The sequence below is a fragment of the Acinetobacter soli genome, from assembly GCF_018139125.1.
Taxonomy (GTDB): domain Bacteria; phylum Pseudomonadota; class Gammaproteobacteria; order Pseudomonadales; family Moraxellaceae; genus Acinetobacter; species Acinetobacter soli.
This window is the reverse complement of sequence record NZ_CP073241.1, coordinates 2,510,832-2,529,074: the sequence shown is the minus strand read 5'-3', so window position 1 is coordinate 2,529,074 and position 18,243 is coordinate 2,510,832. Positions and strand designations below refer to the sequence as shown.

Genomic DNA, 18,243 nt, shown 5'->3' with positions numbered 1-18,243 from the left:
TCTTTAATTCAATGGTTAAGAGCAAAAAATCATCTTAAAATATTAAATATTATTTTGTGGTGTGCTTTGCTCAAACCGATGTTGTCTTGTTCAAGTCGTTATTCAAAAAATACAACATGTATCAGGCAAAGAATGTTGTAGAATAACTGCATCTATTCACAGAATAATCAACGTTTATGTCGTCTTGCATGCCTCTAGATCTTCAAAATCTTCGTATTGCTATCATTGGTTTGGGCTATGTGGGCTTACCGCTGGCCGTCGAGTTTGGCAAGCATGTTGCTGTAGTCGGGTTTGATATCCATCAAAAACGCATCAGCGAGCTACAGCAGGGGCAAGACCATACGCTTGAGGTCAGTGCAGACGAGCTGCAACAGGCCAAGCATTTGCACTATTCGTGCGATGTCTCAGATTTGCAAGATTGCAATTTCTTTATTGTGACTGTACCCACCCCGATTGACCAGTTTAAACAGCCAGATCTCACACCGCTCATCAAAGCGTCACAGACCATTGGTCGCGCACTTAAGAAAGGCGATGTGGTGGTGTATGAGTCGACGGTATTTCCGGGCGCAACCGAAGAGGTCTGCGTGCCGATTTTAGAGCAAGTGTCGGGTTTAAGCTTTAATCAGGATTTTTTTGCGGGTTATAGCCCCGAGCGTATCAATCCTGGCGATAAAGCGCACCGTGTGACCAATATTTTAAAAATCACGGCGGGTTCTACCCCTGAAATTGCAGATTATGTCGATGCGGTGTATCAGTTGATTATTGAAGCTGGCACCCATAAGGCACCAAGCATTAAGGTGGCCGAGGCAGCCAAGGTTATTGAAAACACCCAGCGTGATGTCAATATTGCCCTGATTAATGAATTGGCGATTATTTTTAATAAAATGGGCATCGACACCGAAGCAGTACTCAAAGCCGCAGGCACCAAATGGAACTTTTTACCGTTTCGTCCGGGCTTGGTTGGGGGTCACTGTATCGGGGTCGATCCGTATTACCTGACCCACAAGGCACAGGCCATTGGGTATCACCCTGAAATTATACTGGCAGGCCGTCGTTTAAACGACAACATGAGCATGTATGTGGCCAATCAGCTCATCAAAACCATGAACAAAAAGCGCATCCAGATTGAAGATGCCAAGGTACTGATTTTGGGCCTGACCTTTAAAGAAAACTGTCCCGATATTCGTAATACCAAAATTGTCGATATCGTGACAGAGCTAAAAGACTTCAATATGCAGGTCGATATTTACGACCCGTGGGCAGATGCTGAAGAAACGCATCATGAATACGCGATTGATCTGGTGGCCCAGCCTGAGCAAGGTCGTTACGATGCCATTATTTTAGCGGTCGCCCATGATCAGTTTAAAGCCATGGGCAGTGAAGCGATTCATGCATTAGGACGCGCCAATCATGTGGTCTACGATTTAAAATATGTACTGGATCACGCGCAGTCGGATATCCGTTTGTAAGTTGTAGTGCGGTTAAGTGGAGAGATCATTATGACGGCTTATCAAGATCTGTGTACGTCGCTCAAAGCGACACCCAGCACATGGTTGGTGACAGGGGTTGCAGGTTTTATTGGTTCAAATCTGCTCGAAACCTTGCTGAAATTAAACCAGCGTGTGGTAGGACTAGATAATTTTGCCACAGGGCATCAGCACAATTTAGATGAAGTTCAAGGCTTGGTCAGCGCTGAACAATGGGCCAATTTTCGTTTTATTGAAGGTGATATTTGCGATCTGCACACCTGTCATGCGGCATGTGCGGGCGTCGATTATGTGTTGCATCAGGCTGCACTCGGTTCTGTACCACGTTCATTAGACGACCCGATTACCACCAATAGTGTCAATATTGGCGGCTTTTTAAATATGTTGGTCGCGGCTCGAGATGCGCAGGTGAAAAGCTTTACCTATGCTGCCAGTAGCTCCACCTATGGTGATCACCCCGCATTACCTAAAGTTGAAGACAATATTGGCAAGCCGCTTTCACCCTATGCGGTTACCAAGTATGTCAATGAAATCTATGCCGATGTCTTTGCACGCAGTTATGGCTTTCAGTGTATCGGCCTGCGTTACTTTAATGTCTTTGGTCAGCGCCAAGATCCAAATGGTGCCTATGCGGCGGTTATTCCAAAATGGACCGCAGCCATGATTCAGGGCCAAGACGTGTTTATCAATGGTGATGGCGAAACCAGTCGCGATTTCTGCTTTATTGAAAATACGGTACAAGCCAATCTGTTGGCTGCAACCACCTCATCAGAAGCGGCCAAGAATCAGGTGTACAACGTGGCAGTCGGTGACCGTACCACGCTCAATCAGTTGTTTGAGACAATTCGTAATGCACTTGCGAATAATCAGGTGCAATACGCAAAAGATGCGGTACATCGGGAGTTCCGTGCAGGAGATGTAAGACACTCTCAAGCGGATATCTCCAAAATTAGTCACTTACTGGGTTATGTACCGACACATAAATTTGCACAGGGTATTGAACAGGCCATGCAGTGGTATGTGCAGGATTTAACCTGATTTCAATGTATAAAAAGCTTCTGTCGTCGTCTGCACTGGTACTCTTAATTGGTCTGGCTGTCAGTGCATTAGGCTTTGTCAAAGAAATGCTGGTGGCCTATCACTTTGGGGTATCCAGTCAGATTGACGTGTTTTATCTGGCCTTAAGCGTTCCGCTGTATCTGGTCAGTTTATACGGTTCATCCATCAATGCCACCATTATGCCTGCCTATTTGCAGGCCAAGGCTGAGCAGGCGCAAGCGCTGTTTTTCTCCGAAATGATGGGGCTGAACCTGCTGTTTTTAGTGCTGCTCAGTGGGGTGTGCGTGGCATATAGTGTGCTGTTACAGCCATTTTTTTTGCATGCCACACCCGAAAAAAATCAGCAAATCATCACCATAGGTCTGCTGCTTGCGCCTATGATTGTGGTACAAGGTCTGACCTCTTATTTTGACAGCATTCTAAATGCCGAAAAACGAAGCCTGATCAACAATCTATTTTCGCTATTTATTCCTTTGGGCACCATTGTGCTACTCAGCATTCAGCAGATTCCTGCGGCACTGTTGCTCACCTGCGGCTGGTATTTGGGCTTTGGGCTACGTTTGGCGGGGCAGTATCTGACCTTACGGCGGCAGATCGCGTTTCAGTGGCAGCGCCCGCGTAGCGCGCTCTTTTATAAGCATCGGCCGTTGATTCAAGATTTTTTCTGGATTGTGTTTTCATCGGCAATTTTGGGCTTATTACCGGTCATTTCAAATTATCTGGCGGGTTATTTAGGCGATGGGCAGGTGGCGAGTTTGAACTATGCCACCAAACTGGTGTCTACGGGCCTGATGCTGGTGGGGATTATCATTAATTCGGTGTTGTTCCCGCATATTGCCGAGCAGATTGTAAAAGACTCTGCCCACGGAATTCGCGAAGGATTGAAGCTGGCGGCTTTGAGCTTTGTGGTGTTTGCGCTGTTGCTGTTGCCGCTGTATTTTTTTGTAGAGCCTATTGTCGCGCTGGTGTTCGAGCGTGGTCGTTTTAGTGCCGAAAGCACGGTACAGGTGGCCTATATTTTAAAGTATTTGCTGCTGTATATTCCGTTTTATGTGCCGTGTGTGTTGCTGTCGAGGCTTGTGGTATCGTTACGGATTTCGCGTATTTTTGTGCTCGGCAATCTCATTTCACTGGTCTTGTTTTTTTTGTCGGGTGCCTACTGGATTGTGTATTTAGGCAAGGGCATAGAAAGCCTAGGCTGGGCCCTGATGCTGGTGTATCTGGTATCGGCTGTGTATTTACTCACGCACATTGTGCTGTATAGGAAACGTCCGCAATGAAAAAAGTAGCCTTGATCATTCCGACTTTGGGCGGCGGCGGTGCTGAACGTACCGCAGTATTGCTGGCCAATGGTTTTGTCAATGCCGGACTGGAAACTTATGTCATTGCGGTCAATCTTGCAGGCGAAAAATCCAAACTCAAAGCCGAGTTGTCTCCTGCTGTGTATCTGGTCGATTTGGCCTGTGGTCAGGTGAAGTACATGACGCGGCCATTGGTGGCATGGCTCAAGCAGGTACAGCCCGATGCGCTGATTAGCACCATGACTCACACCAATATTATGGTGTATTGGGCAAAACAGTTATCGGGTATCAAAACCCGCCTGATTTGCCGCGAAACCAGTACAGCCAGTGTGAATTTAAAACATCGTACTGGTCTAAAAAAGTGGCTGCTACAAAGCGCGATGCGCTGGGTGTATCAGCGCTGTGATGTTTTGGTTCCGGTATCGCAGGGCGTAGCCGACGATATGCAGCAGTATTTGGGGACTGCCTTGCCGAAAACACACGTGATTTATGATCCCGTGATTACGCCGGAGCTATACCAACTGGCCCAAGCAGCAGTTGAAGAGCCCTGGTTTCAGCCCGAGCGTAGCATACCTGTGATTGTGGCGGCTGGGCGATTAACCGAAGCCAAAAATTATCCGCTGTTGCTGCATGCGTTTGCTCAGCTGATCCAGCGCACGCCGGCACATCTCTTCATTTTGGGCGAGGGTGAGCAGCGCGCTGAGTTAGAGAGCCTGATTCATACTCTAGGGCTTCAACAATATGTGGCACTGCCGGGCTTTCGTGCCAATCCATTTGCATACATGGCCAAGGCCGATGTGTATGTGATGAGCTCAAAATGGGAAGGATTACCCGGTGCGCTGATTCAGGCATTGGCTTTAAAGCTCAATATTGTGTCGACCGATTGTCCGAGTGGGCCACGTGAAATTCTGGAGCAGGGGCGCTATGGTGTTTTGGTGCCCAATCAGGATCAGGCGGCACTGAGCGATGCACTATTTAAGGTTTTACAGGGCGATATTCAGACAGATCGCGCTCAACATCCAGAACAGGTCTATGGCTTGGATGCCATTACACAGGCCTATCTGGCCCTGATTTAGGAGCGGCAGCGCATGAAGGTGTTGCATGTTATTACAAACTTTTCTGCGCTGGGTGGCGCAGAGAGCATGCTCTCGCGTCTGATTCAGGCACAGCCCGAGCACGAACATCATGTGATTGCGCTGATGCGGGTCAATGATACTTATCAGGCTGCGCTAGATCGTTGTGCATCGGTGAAGGCATTGCACTGGAACGGCATCAATACTTTGTCTTGTCTGCTACAGTTGCGCCGGCAGATCAAGGCGCTTCAGCCAGCGGTGATCCAGTGCTGGATGTATCATGCCAATGTGCTGGTTTCGCTGGCCTGTTTGGGCGTATCGTCGCATCCACCCATTGTATGGGGAATTCATCATTCCTTGGCTGCGCTCAAAGATGAGTCACGCAGCACCAAACTGGCTTTACTGCTGAGTCGTCGTCTTTCGGCTCGCCCCGAGGCCATTGTATATTGTGCGCATGCCGCGGCTCAGCAGCATCAACAATTTGGGTTTCACTCGGCACGCGGCTGTGTGATTCCCAACGGAATTACACTGCAAGACTTTCATACTCAAGCCGAGCGCCACACGCCGATGGTGATTGGATTTGCCGGACGCTACCATGCTGCCAAAGGTTTCGAGTATTTATTTGCCATGATCGCGAAGCTGCAAGCGCTTCCGGTGGTCTTTCATCTGGCGGGTAAGGGCGTAGAGGCAGAGCAGCCTGAGATTGCCGCACTGATGCAGCGCTATCAGATTGCACCGCATAAAGTGATATGCTTCGGGCCAGTCCACGATATGCCACGTTTTTACCAAGGGCTGGATCTGCTGGTGATGACCTCAATTACCGAAGGCCTACCAACGGTACTGATCGAGGCGATGGCTTCGGGTGTGCCTTGTGTCACCACCGATGTGGGCGATGCAGGCTTCATTGTGCAAGAGACTGGCTATGTGGTCCCTGCGCGTGATGTCGATGCATTGGCCGATGCAGTAGCGCATTATTTTAAATTGTCCGATACAGACCAACAGATTTTAAAAACCCAAGCGCGTGCACGTGTTGCTGCACAGTTTAGTCTTGATCATGTTGCGGACCAATACGCAGCACTTTGGGCCTCTTGCCAATGAAATTTTTAATGATTAGCAGTTATTTGCCGTCGGTACTCAACTTTCGAGGCAAACTTTTAGAAGCCATTGCCACACAAGGGCATGAAGTTGTCGTGATTGCGCCCAATCATGCCGATTTCCCCGAACAAGTGACAGCACTGACACAGTTAGGCTATACGGTGCTTGAAGTTCCCATGCAGCGTACAGGAACCAATCCGCTGGCCGATCTGAACACGCTATTTGCGTTATATCGCGTGATTCGTCGGGTACAGCCAGATATGGTGTTGTCTTATACCATTAAACCCGTGATCTATGGCACATGGGCGGCATGGCTTGCTCGCGTGCCACAGCGCTTTGCCCTGATTACCGGATTGGGCTATGCATTTCAGCGTGGTGAGGGGCAGGCCAAAAGTTTGTTTCAGCGTGCTGTGCACGGCCTGTATAAAAAAGCCCTGACCTATAGCGATAAGGTGTTTTTTCAAAATCCAGACGATCTGGCGTTGTTTCGACACATGAATTTGATTGAGCGCAATAAGCCTGCCGTAGTTGTCAATGGCTCAGGGGTTGATCTGGCTAAATTTGATCAGGTTGAATTGCCAAGACAGGCAAACGGGCAGCCGAAAGTGGCGTTTCTATTGATCGCACGCTTGCTCGGCGATAAAGGTGTGCGAGAATATGCCGCTGCTGCTGCCAAAATTAAAGTCACGCATCCCGAGATCGAATTTCATCTGGTGGGCTGGATTGACCAGAATCCGTCTGCAATTGACCAAAAAGAACTGGATCAATGGGTGCAAGAGCAACGCGTCACGTATTGGGGTAAACTCACAGATGTTCGTCCGGCCATTGCCGCAACATCGGTCTATGTATTGCCCTCATATCGTGAAGGTACGCCACGTACCGTGCTAGAAGCCATGGCGATGGGCCGTGCTGTCATTACCACCGATGCACCGGGCTGCCGTGAAACCGTGATTGAAGGTGAAAATGGCTATCTGGTTGCAGTAAAATCGGTAGATGCGTTGGTGAATGCGATGCAGCAGTGTATCGACCAGCCAGCGCGAGTAGAAGATATGGGACAACGTTCTCGGGAAATTGCTTTAACCAAATATGATGTGCATCGGGTGAATGCACACATGCTGACCGAAATGGGTGTGAAGCCGTCATGCTAAAACGAAGCCTTGATATTGTGATTGCATCCACTGCACTGGTGGTTTTATCGCCGCTTTATCTGTATGTGGCGTATAAAGTCCGTAAAAATTTGGGCTCACCTGTACTGTTTCGTCAGACACGTCCAGGTTTGCATGGCAAACCTTTTGATATGATTAAGTTTCGCACCATGACCGATGCACGTGATGCCTCTGGGCAACTTTTGCCGAATGATCAGCGCCTGACACCCTTTGGCAAGATGCTGCGCTCGACCAGCCTAGATGAAATGCCCGAGCTATGGAATGTGATTAAAGGCGACATGAGTATTGTCGGACCGCGTCCATTGTTAATGGAATACTTGCCGCTGTATAACGAAGAGCAGGCCAAGCGGCACAATGTACGCCCGGGCATGACCGGCCATGCACAGGTCAATGGGCGTAATTCGATTAGCTGGCAGGAAAAATTTAAACTCGATACTTGGTATGTCGAGCATCAGTCGATCTGGCTTGATTTTAAAATCATGCTACAGACCGTCAAAAAGGTGCTCATTAAAGAAGGCATCAATCAGTCTGAGGCCGTGACCATGACGCGATTTACCGGAAATCCAAAAGATGACGAGCGAACCCCTTAAAACGCTTTATGCCATTTATGGCGCCAGTGGTTTTGGGCGCGGTGTCATGCCGCTGGCGCGTGCCCAGTTGCAGGCGGCTGATTTAGAGAGTGCTTACGAACTGGTATTTATCGATGATGCCGAATCAGCCGAATGGGTCAATGGACACCGTGTGCTGTCGTTTGATGCATTTGTGGCACTTGAAGCGACAGCGAAATATGTCTGTATTGCCATCGCCAACAGCCAGATACGTGAACGACTGGTACAAAAGCTCGAACAACACTCGCTTCAGCACTGGAGTGTATGGGCTGCGACCCAGATTCAGATGGATGATGTGCAGATTGGGCAAGGCGCCGTACTGTGCAATCATGTGCATTTCAGCTCGAATATTCGTGTAGGCGATTTCTTTCATGCTAATTATTTTAGTTATGTGGCACACGACTGTGTGATTGGCAATTACGTCACGTTTGCACCGTCGGTCAAGTGCAACGGCAATGTGCATATTGGCGATCACGCCTATATTGGTGCTGGCGCCATGCTGCGGCAGGGAACCTCCACTCGGCCATTAATGATTGGTCGTGGCGCTGTGGTAGGAATGGGGGCCGTCGTCATCGACGACGTTCCCGATGGCGCAACGGTGGTGGGTAATCCAGCCCGTATTATCAAGATATCAAGATCAGGACCTTCAGCATGTTAAATACTGCCTTCGCCCCATGGCCCAGTTTTACCCAAGAAGAAGCGGATGCAGTCTCGAATGTGCTGCTCTCCAATCGGGTCAATTACTGGACGGGTCAACATTGTCGTGATTTTGAAAAAGAATTTGCCGCGTGGGCGGGCGCTGCCTACGCGGTCGCAGTTTCCAATGGCACCACTGCACTAGATTTGGCTCTAAAGGCGCTAGATATCGGTGCAGGAGACGATGTGGTGGTCACATCACGTACCTTTTTGGCTTCGGCCAGCTCGATTGTCACTGCGGGTGCCAATCCGGTTTTTGCCGATGTGGAGCTAGATTCTCAGAATATTTCTAGAGCCACCATTGAGGCTGTCATTACACCCAATACCAAAGCCATTATCTGTGTCCATCTGGCGGGATGGATGTGTGATATGGACCCGATTATGCAACTGGCGCAAGAGCGTGGTATTTATGTGATTGAAGACTGTGCGCAGGCACATGGTGCATCGTATAAAGACAAATCTGCGGGTGCAATTGGGCATATTGGTGCATGGTCGTTTTGTCAGGACAAGATTATGACCACCGGGGGTGAAGGCGGTATGGTCACCACACAAGATGAATATCTTTGGAAAAAAATGTGGGCCTATAAAGATCATGGTAAAAACTATGACAGCGTGTATCACACCCCACATCCACCCGGATTTCGCTGGTTACATGATTCCTTTGGAACCAACTGGCGTATGATGGAAATGCAAGCGGTCATTGGGCGCATTCAACTTAAACGAATGGCCGAATGGACATTGCTGCGTACCCAAAATGCCATGCAAATTCTGGCAGCCTTTGAAAATTCGCCGTATTTTTTGGTGGCAAAACCTGCCGTCGATACAGTACATGCCTATTACAAATGTTATGTACAGGTGGTGCCAGAACAATTGCCACCGGGTTGGTCACGTGATCGAATCATGCAAGAAATTACCGCATTGGGCGTGCCGTGTTTCAGTGGTTCATGTTCTGAAGTTTATCTCGAACATGCTTTTGACCATACGCCATGGCGCCCTGCACAGCGATTGCCTAATGCACGTGCTTTAGGGGAAACCAGCCTGATGTTCTTGGTGCATCCAACCTTAACCCAAGACAATATGCAGCAGACCTTGAGTGCCATTCAGCAGGTACTTGAGCAATTAGATGCTGCGTGTACGCAGACCCAGTGACCAACGCAATGGCAACTCAAATGAAAACAGGCATGGTCAAGATTTACCTCAACTACTTATCTGGACTCGGTCGTCTGCAGAAAAAAACGCTGTTGCTGCTAATTGATGCTTGTGTATTGCCACTTCTGATGTGGTTTGCGTTTGCCATTCGTTTATTTAATTATAAAACCCCAATCATGGCAGGAATGAGCTGGTGGCCGTTTTTGGTCATTGTGCTTGGGTTAGGTTGTTTGTGGCTGACGGGTGTTTATCGCGCCGTGATTCGCAGTTTTAACGAAAACTTTATTTTACGTCTGGCCTTGGCAGTCTTACTGAACATGATCGCGCTTTATGTGGTCGCCAAATTACGACTCGCCTTTGTACCGATGAGTATTCCCATCATTTTTGGGTCGCTATTGTTTGCATGGGTCTGGTGTAGTCGGGCCTGTATTCGTATTGTCATTAACAATACCTTATACAGTCATATTGAAAAAACCCGTGTTGCCATTTATGGTGCGGGCAATGCGGGCCAACAAATGGCGCTGGTGCTTGAGCGCTCTTCAAACCATATTCCGGTACTCTTTTTAGACGACCAACCGGGCTTACAAGGCCAGATGGTTCAAGGGCTGAAAGTGTATGCGCCAGATGAGTTGCTACAACTCAAACAGCGCTTTCATTTGCACGAGATTTTGCTGGCGATTCCTTCGATTGGACGTCAGCAAAAAATGAAAATTATTCAAAAGCTGGAGTCGCTGGCATTACCGGTGCGAGAAATTCCGAGTGTTGAGCAGATTATCGATGGACAACTGCGGATTTCGGATATTCGCGAAGTGGATATCGAGAGCTTGCTGGGGCGAGAGCCTGTTCCTCCCAACGTCGAACTGCTCGATAAAAATATTCGCGCTAAAGTCGTGCTGGTGACAGGAGCAGGAGGCTCAATTGGCTCAGAACTGTGCCGGCAGATTTTACAGCGTCAACCAGCATTATTGATTTTGTTTGAGCAGTCCGAATTTTCACTGTATAGCATTCATCAGGAATTACAGCAGATTGCCAGCAATGTGCTGCCAATTTTAGGCTCGGTATTTAACGAAAAAAAACTGACCCGAATTATGCAGCAGTATCAGGTACAGACGGTCTATCATGCCGCGGCTTATAAGCATGTGCCCTTGGTTGAGGCCAATCCGATAGAAGGTCTACGCAATAATAGTGTCGGGACTGCTAAAAGTTTAAATGCAGCCGTTGCTGCACAGGTAGAAACCTTTGTACTAATCTCGACCGATAAGGCGGTTCGCCCGACCAATGTGATGGGCGCATCCAAGCGTCTTGCTGAGTTGTATTGTCAGGCAGTTGCTGCCACACAGCCAAAAACCCGCATCAGTATTGTGCGTTTTGGTAATGTATTGGGCTCTTCGGGTTCGGTGGTGCCACTTTTTAAAAAGCAAATTGCAGCGGGTGGCCCGATTACCGTGACGCATCCTGAGGTAACCCGCTACTTTATGACCATTCCCGAAGCGGCACTTCTGGTGATTCAGGCGGGTGCCATGGGTGAGGGGGGAGATGTATTTTTGCTTGAAATGGGTGATTCAGTCAAAATCCGAGATTTGGCTGCACAAATGATTGCCTTAAGTGGCCTTAAGCTCAAAGAGCATGCCGATGATGAAGGCGATATCGAAATTCACTATACCGGTTTACGCCCGGGCGAAAAGCTTTATGAAGAGTTGTTGATTGAGCGAAGTAATGTACAGCCCACTGCTCATGAGCGAATTGTAAAGTCATTTGAAAAGCAGTTTGCATTAAATGAAATTAAGGGCCTAATGGAACTGATTCAGCATAGTTATACGCATCGAAATGATTTGGATGGCATTTTGGATCAGCTGGAATGCTATGTGGATGGTTACAAACGCAGCGATAAAGTTGTGGTGAGTTAACTGAAAAATATGCTCTTCTATCATTCACATAAGTTTAGAAGAGCATAATCATTTAAGAGAGCTTAATAAGCCCCCTCACGCATGACAACGACTTTGACTGTTTTGAGTACAATCACTAAATCATTCCATAGCGACCAGTTTTTGATATACCATGCATCGAAATATATTCGAGTTGCATAGTCGACATCACTTCGTCCACTCACTTGCCATAAACCAGTTAAACCGGGTTTGGTCATTAAGTAATAAGCAACATCATCTTCATAGCGTTTAAGTTCGTCTGCTGTAATGGGGCGAGGCCCAACAAGACTCATTTCACCTTTTAAGATATTAAAAAGCTGAGGTAACTCGTCTAGGCTAGATTTACGAAGAAATTGACCAATTTTGGTGACACGAGGATCATCTTTTAATTTAAATGTTTCTTCCCATTCTTTGCGTGCTTCTGGGTCTGTTGCCAAAATCTTTTCCAAAAGTTCTTTCGAGTTGATCGCCATAGATCTAAACTTTAAACATTTGAAAGTTTTGCCATCTTTTCCAACGCGTTCATGTCCGTAAAATGCAGGGCCACCATCCGCTCTGACTTTAAAAAAGACAAACAACATAATTGGAGAAAGCACAATTAAGATGGATAGCGAAACCACAAGATCAAAGATTCGTTTGAGTACGATGGAAGAAATTCTGGAAATGTTTCTACGGATATGCAACATGAGAATTTCATGGCTAAAAATAAATGAAATGTCTGTACGATAAAGAGGAACTCCTCGTAAAGAGGGTACAATTGAAACGTATTGGAAATGATTGACAATAAACTCACGTAATAGTGCTTCACGAAGCTTAAAGTGCTCAGACTCTAAAGCCACGATATAATTTTTTTCAGAATTTAAAGTTTTAAATAAAGTGGCTGAATCAAGAACTCGAATCTTTACAGGAAGTTCTTTCAACTCAGGTTCAATGATTTCGTCATGAATTGCGATAAACTCGGTAATTGTATAGCCCAAGTTCTTGTCTTTACAAATGGCTTTATAAGTATCTAGTGCATTTTTTCCACAACCAATAATTATTGTTTCTCTTTTCCATAAATGAAGTTTGTCTAGTAAAGCTTTACACAAAACTCTAACTACTACAGTGAAAAGTGTAATCATGAACCATGATAAAGCTAAGCAGATAATCAATGATTCTTTATCTAAAAAAATAAAAAAAATCGATTCAAGTAGAACAATAATGGTGGTGTATTTCAAAACCTCGCGTAACTCATACCAAAAGCTTTTTCGGTGTGAGTAATGCTTCAGTGAAAATGCATACCACATGACCAAGATAAATGCGAACAAACCATGAAGAGCTATAGCTTTATTAATAACTATATTTTCAATACCTAAATAAGGATTGATTATAAAAATTACAATATAAAATGGGATAATGAATGAACTGAGATCGGAGGTTGCCAGTACTAAGTTAATAAGGAGATTCTTTTGCTTTTGTTTCATGGAAGATAAATTGAAGTTTTTTTCATTTTATCTAAAAAGATTTTAAACTCAAGTCGCGGATACTTTTTGCTAAAAAAAATTCTTTAAGGTTAACTTAACTTACATTACGCAAGAAAAAGATTGTTAAATTTATACCTTTGATAAAATTATTCATCAAAATTAAATAATTTCTCTGCTAATGTTTCCTATATTGTACACCTTCATTTCACTCTATAGCTGAACTTAGTATAGACTAGGTCAATTTCGTTCGCTTGTGTGAATGTGAATAATTTGATATCGAATTAATATCCAACTTTTAGTGAAAATAGAATGATCAAAAAAGCAATTCTTCCAGTCGCAGGTCTAGGCACTCGATTTTTACCTGCCAGTAAGTCAATTCCTAAAGAAATGGTGACCGTGGTAGATCGCCCTGCCATTGAATACGTAGTCCGTGAAGCAGTTGAAGCTGGAATTACGCAAATTATTTTAGTGACGCATTCCTCCAAAGCGTCTATCGAAAATTACTTCGATCGCAACTTCGAACTCGAAACAACACTCGAGACCAAAAAAAAGTATGACTTATTGGCAGAAATTAGTCATATTGTTCCTGAAGGTGTAAGTATTGTCAGCGTTCGTCAGCCTCAACCTTTAGGTCTTGGACATGCCGTATTATGTGCCAAAAGTATTGTGGGCGAGGACGATTTTGCAGTTTTACTGCCAGATGTTTTGGTAGAAGCAAAAAATAATCAAAATGATTTGGCGCAAATGATCGCACGTTACGATGCAGTTCAAGCAGCACAAATTATGGTTGAAGCAGTTCCTGATCATTTGGTAGATCAATATGGCATTGTTGATGTGGCTCAGGCACCTCAAGAGGGCCAGAGTGAAGTAATGAAAGGAATTGTTGAAAAACCAAAGCCAGATGTTGCACCATCAAATTTGTCTGTAGTGGGGCGTTACGTTTTACCGGCAAAGATTATGCAATTGTTAGAACAAACGCCTAAAGGTGCAGGCAATGAAATTCAGTTGACCGATGCAATTGCCTTGTTACAAAAGGTTGAAACTGTTGAAGCATACCGTATGCAAGGTCAGACTTTCGATTGCGGGAGTAAATTAGGGTATCTGAAAGCAGTACTCAATTATGGTATAAAACACCCACAGCTCGGGCAAGACTTTAAAAAACTGATACAAGAGCTCGATATTTAACATTTTGAAATTTCGGCGTAGATGAGAATGAAAATAGCAATTTTTGGGACCACACTTCATGCTGGCGTCATGGCTGCATTACTTGCAGAGCGCGGAAATGACGTGCTTTGGTGTACCGATCATGATTTTACAGGCGATGAAGAACAAATTGTCTGTCAGACCTACCAAGAGCAGGATGTTAATCGTCTGCTACTAAAACAAAGACAAGTCGGTTTTTTAAAAGATTGTTCATTTTCATCTATTCCGCTTGATATCGAGGCCTATCTTTTTTGTTTTAGTCCAACAGAACTTGAAAAAGGCCTTGAGGTGACCCAGCGCCTTAATACGCGTCCGATTATTCATCCGCGTTTGATGGTCAATGGTTCAACTTTTGGTTTACATGGTACCGAAAAACTCAAGCAAAACCTTCCTAAAGATCATTGGGTGTATTTTCCCGATATGATTCAGGAAGGTAATGCGATCAATAGCGTATTAAGCGTGAAGCATGTGATTGTCGGAGTAGAGTCCGATTACAGCAAAACGATTATGCATGAAATGCTACGACCTTTTTTTCGCTTTAATCACCAATATTTGTTTATGCCGATTTTGGATGCCGAATTTACCAAACTGAGTATTTCTGGCATGTTGGCCACTCGCATCAGCTATATGAATGACATGGCTTTAGTTGCAGAGAAACTTGGCATTGATATTGCTAATGTAAAAGAAGGTATGGCAGCCGATACCCGCATTGGATCGGCTTATTTATCTGCTGGTGTTGGTTTTGGTGGCGAAAACTTTTCGCATGATATTTTGACTTTGTCCAATGTAGTATCAGACACGGGTGCGCGAAGCCGTTTGCTTGAGCAAGTCTGGGAGATCAATGAGCAGCAAAAAGAAGTATTGTTTCGTAAACTCTGGAATTATTATCACTGTGATCTAAAAGATAAAGTGATTACCATTTGGGGTGCCGCGTTTAAAGAGAATACCTCTAATATTCATAATTCACCAATACATAGCATGTTATTGGCTTTGTGGTCGCAGGGTGCAATTGTAAAATTGCATGATCCTCAAGCACTGGAAGTAATTCAGAGCATGTATGGAAAACGTGATGATTTAATTTTATGTGATGAGCAATATGAAGCAGTCCGTGGTGCACATGCGCTTTGTGTAATGACGGTCTGGAAACAATATCTCAGTTTAGATTATAAAAAACTTCAACAATTGATGGCTCACCCGTTTATTTTAGACGGACGTAATGTCTACGATCCGGTCTACACAAAACAACAAGGGTTTGCCTATGAGGGTATAGGTCGATTATGAAAAAAAATATCGAGCACTTTCCGAGGAAAACAGTGTTAACACCTCAACAAAAACTTGCCCAGCTGATGGATCAGCACGAAGCAGTTCATTTAAATGAATTGTTTGAAATGGAACAGGATCGTTTTACCAAGTATTGTGTAGGCTGTGACGATCTGGTCTTCGATTTTAGTAAACAACGGATTAATGCGTCGATTCTCGATGCATTGGTCGAGCTTGCTGAAGAAAAGCAGCTCAAGCGATGGATTGATACCTTATTTTCAAAAAATAAAATCAATTATACCGAGCAGCGTGAAGCGATGCATTGGGCATTACGTTTACCTGAAAATGATAAAACTTACCCGGAGCTTGCTGCACAAGTGGGTGCGCAGCTTGACCGGATGTATGATCTGGTCAATAAAATCCATGCAGGACAGTACCGCGGTGCAACGGGTGAAGTCATTCAGGATGTCGTGAATATTGGGGTTGGTGGTTCAGATCTTGGCCCTTTAATGGTCAGTCATGCGCTTTCCGACTTTAAAGTCAAAACTGCAAAACCACTCAATATTCGTTTTGTTTCCACTATGGATGGTAGTCAGCTCTCCGATATGCTGCACCAGCTACGTCCTGAAACTACCTTATTTATTGTTTCATCCAAATCGTTTGGAACCATTGATACACTCTCCAATGCACATACGGCGCGTAGATGGCTGGAAAAAGCACTCGGGCGTGAAAAAGCGGTACTCAATAGCCACTTTATCGGGGTATCGACCAAACCTGAAAAAATGACCGAATGGGGTATTCATCCAGACAAACAATTCTTACTGTGGGATTGGGTTGGAGGGCGTTATTCATTATGGTCATGTATTGGTCTACCGATTGCGCTGACTATTGGCGTTGAGGGTTTTAAAGCGTTCCTCGACGGTGCACACAATATTGATCAGCATTTTCAGACCACCGAATTTTCTCAAAACCTTCCGGTTTTGATGGGATTAATTGGGGTATGGAATACCAATTATCTCAAGCTAAATACCCATGCTGTTTTACCCTATGATGGTCGCCTGAAATACTTTACTTCGTACCTGCAACAGCTGGAAATGGAATCGAACGGTAAATCCACTCAGCGTAATGGCCATAAAGTAGAACATACCACTTGTCCAATTGTATGGGGTGAAGTTGGACCGAATGCGCAACATGCCTTTTATCAGTTACTGCATCAGGGCACGCATTCAGTGAGCTGTGACTTTATTGCGCCGATCAAACGTTATAATGCCAACCACTTTACCTATGCCAAAACTGCCGATACGCTGATTGATCAGCACTTACTGGCGCTATCGAACTGTCTGGCGCAATCACGCTTACTGGCATTTGGTAATCAGGTGCTTAATCCTGAAGAACTCGAACAGCTTCCTGCCTATAAACAGTATGAAGGTAATCAGCCAAGTACCACCATGTTGTTAAAAGAGTTGTCACCTCGAACCATGGGTAAATTGATTGCGTTGTATGAACACAAAGTATTTGTACAATCGGTCATTTGGGACATCAATCCATTTGACCAATGGGGCGTCGAAAAAGGCAAAGAAATTGCCAATGAACTGTTGCCGATTTTAAATGGGCAAACAGCGGAAGTCACACATTTGGATGCATCAACACAAGGGTTGATCGAGTTTTTATTGGAAAAAACAGATGGCTAAAATTTTGGTAACGGGTGGTGCGGGCTATATTGGCTCGCATACCTGTGTGGAGCTGCTTCAGGCGCATCACGATGTTGTGGTATTGGATAATCTGTCTAACAGCTCACGCGAAGCGTTGGTTCGTGTAGAAGCACTCGCAGGAAAATCACTGGAGTTTGTTGAAGGAGATATCCGAGACAGTCAAATGCTGGATCAGGTGTTTAAACAGTTTCAAATCGACGCCGTGATTCATTTTGCTGGACTCAAAGCCGTCGGTGAAAGCCAGCAAATTCCGCTGACTTATTTTGACAACAATATTGCTGGAAGTATTCACCTGGTCGATGCTATGGCGCGTGCAGGTGTATTTAAACTGGTCTTTAGCTCGTCTGCAACGGTATATGATGAAGCCAATAGCTCGCCGTTAAACGAAGATATGCCAACAGGCATGCCATCGAATAATTATGGCTATACCAAATTGATTGTTGAGCAAATGCTACAAAAGCTAGCATTGGCCGATGCTCGCTGGTCGATTGCCCTGTTGCGGTATTTTAATCCGGTGGGGGCACACTCAAGTGGCCGTATTGGTGAAGATCCGCAGGGGATTCCAAACAATTTAATGCCTTATGTCACGCAAGTGGCGGTTGGTCGACGTGAAAAACTGTCGATTTTTGGACAGGATTATGACACGGCCGATGGTACGGGCGTACGTGATTATATTCATGTGGTCGATCTGGCCAATGCGCATTTATGTGCACTCAATAATCGTTTGAATGCTCAAGGTTGCCGCGCGTGGAATATTGGAACGGGGCAAGGCTCTTCAGTGCTTGAGGTGAAAAATACCTTTGAACAGGTCAATGGCGTGCCCATTGCATTTGAATTTGCACCGCGTCGTGAAGGTGATGTGGCGACATCGTTCGCCGATAACCAGCGTGCGATGAATGAACTGGGCTGGGCACCCAAATATACACTTGAAGATATGCTTAAAGACAGCTGGAACTGGCAAAAACAGAATCCTCAAGGTTATTAAATCTTCGTTTTTAATTCAGCTTTTTGAATGACCGCGAAGGATGGTGGTCATTCATGGCGTG

General features: G+C 45.4%; 15 protein-coding genes. 14 read left to right on the top strand and 1 reads right to left on the bottom strand.

Translation table 11 applies throughout. From position 1 onward, the window contains the following. Window positions 1–188 precede the first annotated feature (188 nt). From tviB to KCV09_RS11580, 10 genes are read left to right on the top strand one after another with little or no spacing between them, the layout of a single operon-like run. A complete protein-coding gene (gene tviB, locus KCV09_RS11625; protein ID WP_212515189.1) occupies window positions 189–1,469 on the top strand; it encodes a Vi polysaccharide biosynthesis UDP-N-acetylglucosamine C-6 dehydrogenase TviB in 1,281 nt (426 codons plus the stop codon). Window positions 1,470–1,499: 30 nt separating this feature from the next. Further along, window positions 1,500–2,525 carry an NAD-dependent epimerase/dehydratase family protein gene (locus tag KCV09_RS11620; protein ID WP_212515188.1) on the top strand — a complete coding sequence of 342 codons (1,026 nt, stop codon included), beginning with the start codon at window positions 1,500–1,502 and terminating at the stop codon, window positions 2,523–2,525. 5 nt (window positions 2,526–2,530) lie between these two features. Next, window positions 2,531–3,826, top strand: coding sequence for a lipid II flippase MurJ (locus KCV09_RS11615; RefSeq protein ID WP_151815814.1), 1,296 nt, complete (start codon window positions 2,531–2,533; stop codon window positions 3,824–3,826). Beyond that, window positions 3,823–4,923, top strand: a complete 1,101-nt coding sequence (locus KCV09_RS11610) for a glycosyltransferase (RefSeq protein WP_212515187.1) — start codon at window positions 3,823–3,825, stop codon at window positions 4,921–4,923. Before KCV09_RS11615 ends, KCV09_RS11610 begins: the two co-directional genes overlap by 4 nt. Window positions 4,924–4,935: 12 nt before the next feature. Further along, window positions 4,936–6,018, top strand: coding sequence for a glycosyltransferase (locus tag KCV09_RS11605; RefSeq protein WP_151815812.1), 1,083 nt, complete (start codon window positions 4,936–4,938; stop codon window positions 6,016–6,018). After that, a complete protein-coding gene (locus KCV09_RS11600) occupies window positions 6,015–7,163 on the top strand; it encodes a glycosyltransferase family 4 protein (RefSeq protein WP_151815811.1) in 1,149 nt (382 codons plus the stop codon). The genes KCV09_RS11605 and KCV09_RS11600 overlap by 4 nt, the downstream gene beginning before the upstream one ends. Next, a complete protein-coding gene (locus tag KCV09_RS11595) occupies window positions 7,157–7,771 on the top strand; it encodes a sugar transferase (RefSeq protein WP_004941746.1) in 615 nt (204 codons plus the stop codon). The genes KCV09_RS11600 and KCV09_RS11595 overlap by 7 nt, the downstream gene beginning before the upstream one ends. Further along, window positions 7,752–8,447: an acetyltransferase gene (locus tag KCV09_RS11590; protein WP_151747137.1), complete on the top strand. Its 696-nt coding sequence runs from the start codon at window positions 7,752–7,754 to the stop codon at window positions 8,445–8,447. The genes KCV09_RS11595 and KCV09_RS11590 overlap by 20 nt, the downstream gene beginning before the upstream one ends. Then, window positions 8,441–9,634 carry a DegT/DnrJ/EryC1/StrS family aminotransferase gene (locus KCV09_RS11585; RefSeq protein WP_212515186.1) on the top strand — a complete coding sequence of 398 codons (1,194 nt, stop codon included), beginning with the start codon at window positions 8,441–8,443 and terminating at the stop codon, window positions 9,632–9,634. Before KCV09_RS11590 ends, KCV09_RS11585 begins: the two co-directional genes overlap by 7 nt. 32 nt (window positions 9,635–9,666) lie before the next feature. Next, window positions 9,667–11,541 (top strand): polysaccharide biosynthesis protein, encoded by a 1,875-nt coding sequence (locus tag KCV09_RS11580; protein ID WP_171497736.1) that lies wholly within the window; start codon window positions 9,667–9,669, stop codon window positions 11,539–11,541. A gap of 62 nt (window positions 11,542–11,603) precedes the next feature. Here the strand turns inward: KCV09_RS11580 and wbaP are convergent, their stop codons facing one another. Then, on the bottom strand, window positions 11,604–13,022 hold the full coding sequence (gene wbaP, locus KCV09_RS11575) for an undecaprenyl-phosphate galactose phosphotransferase WbaP (RefSeq protein ID WP_212515185.1): 1,419 nt from the start codon (window positions 13,020–13,022) through the stop codon (window positions 11,604–11,606). Between the two features lie 309 nt (window positions 13,023–13,331). Between wbaP and galU the strand changes: the two genes are divergently transcribed. The 4 genes from galU to galE are packed head-to-tail and all read left to right on the top strand — an operon-like array spanning window position 13,332 to window position 18,182. After that, window positions 13,332–14,207 carry a UTP--glucose-1-phosphate uridylyltransferase GalU gene (gene galU / locus KCV09_RS11570; protein ID WP_004944354.1) on the top strand — a complete coding sequence of 292 codons (876 nt, stop codon included), beginning with the start codon at window positions 13,332–13,334 and terminating at the stop codon, window positions 14,205–14,207. Window positions 14,208–14,234: 27 nt separating this feature from the next. Next, on the top strand, window positions 14,235–15,506 hold the full coding sequence (locus tag KCV09_RS11565) for a nucleotide sugar dehydrogenase (protein ID WP_004944351.1): 1,272 nt from the start codon (window positions 14,235–14,237) through the stop codon (window positions 15,504–15,506). Beyond that, window positions 15,503–17,176 carry a glucose-6-phosphate isomerase gene (gene pgi / locus KCV09_RS11560; protein WP_212515184.1) on the top strand — a complete coding sequence of 558 codons (1,674 nt, stop codon included), beginning with the start codon at window positions 15,503–15,505 and terminating at the stop codon, window positions 17,174–17,176. Before KCV09_RS11565 ends, pgi begins: the two co-directional genes overlap by 4 nt. Next, window positions 17,169–18,182 (top strand): UDP-glucose 4-epimerase GalE, encoded by a 1,014-nt coding sequence (gene galE, locus KCV09_RS11555; RefSeq protein WP_048763206.1) that lies wholly within the window; start codon window positions 17,169–17,171, stop codon window positions 18,180–18,182. The genes pgi and galE overlap by 8 nt, the downstream gene beginning before the upstream one ends. Window positions 18,183–18,243: the final 61 nt, after the last annotated feature.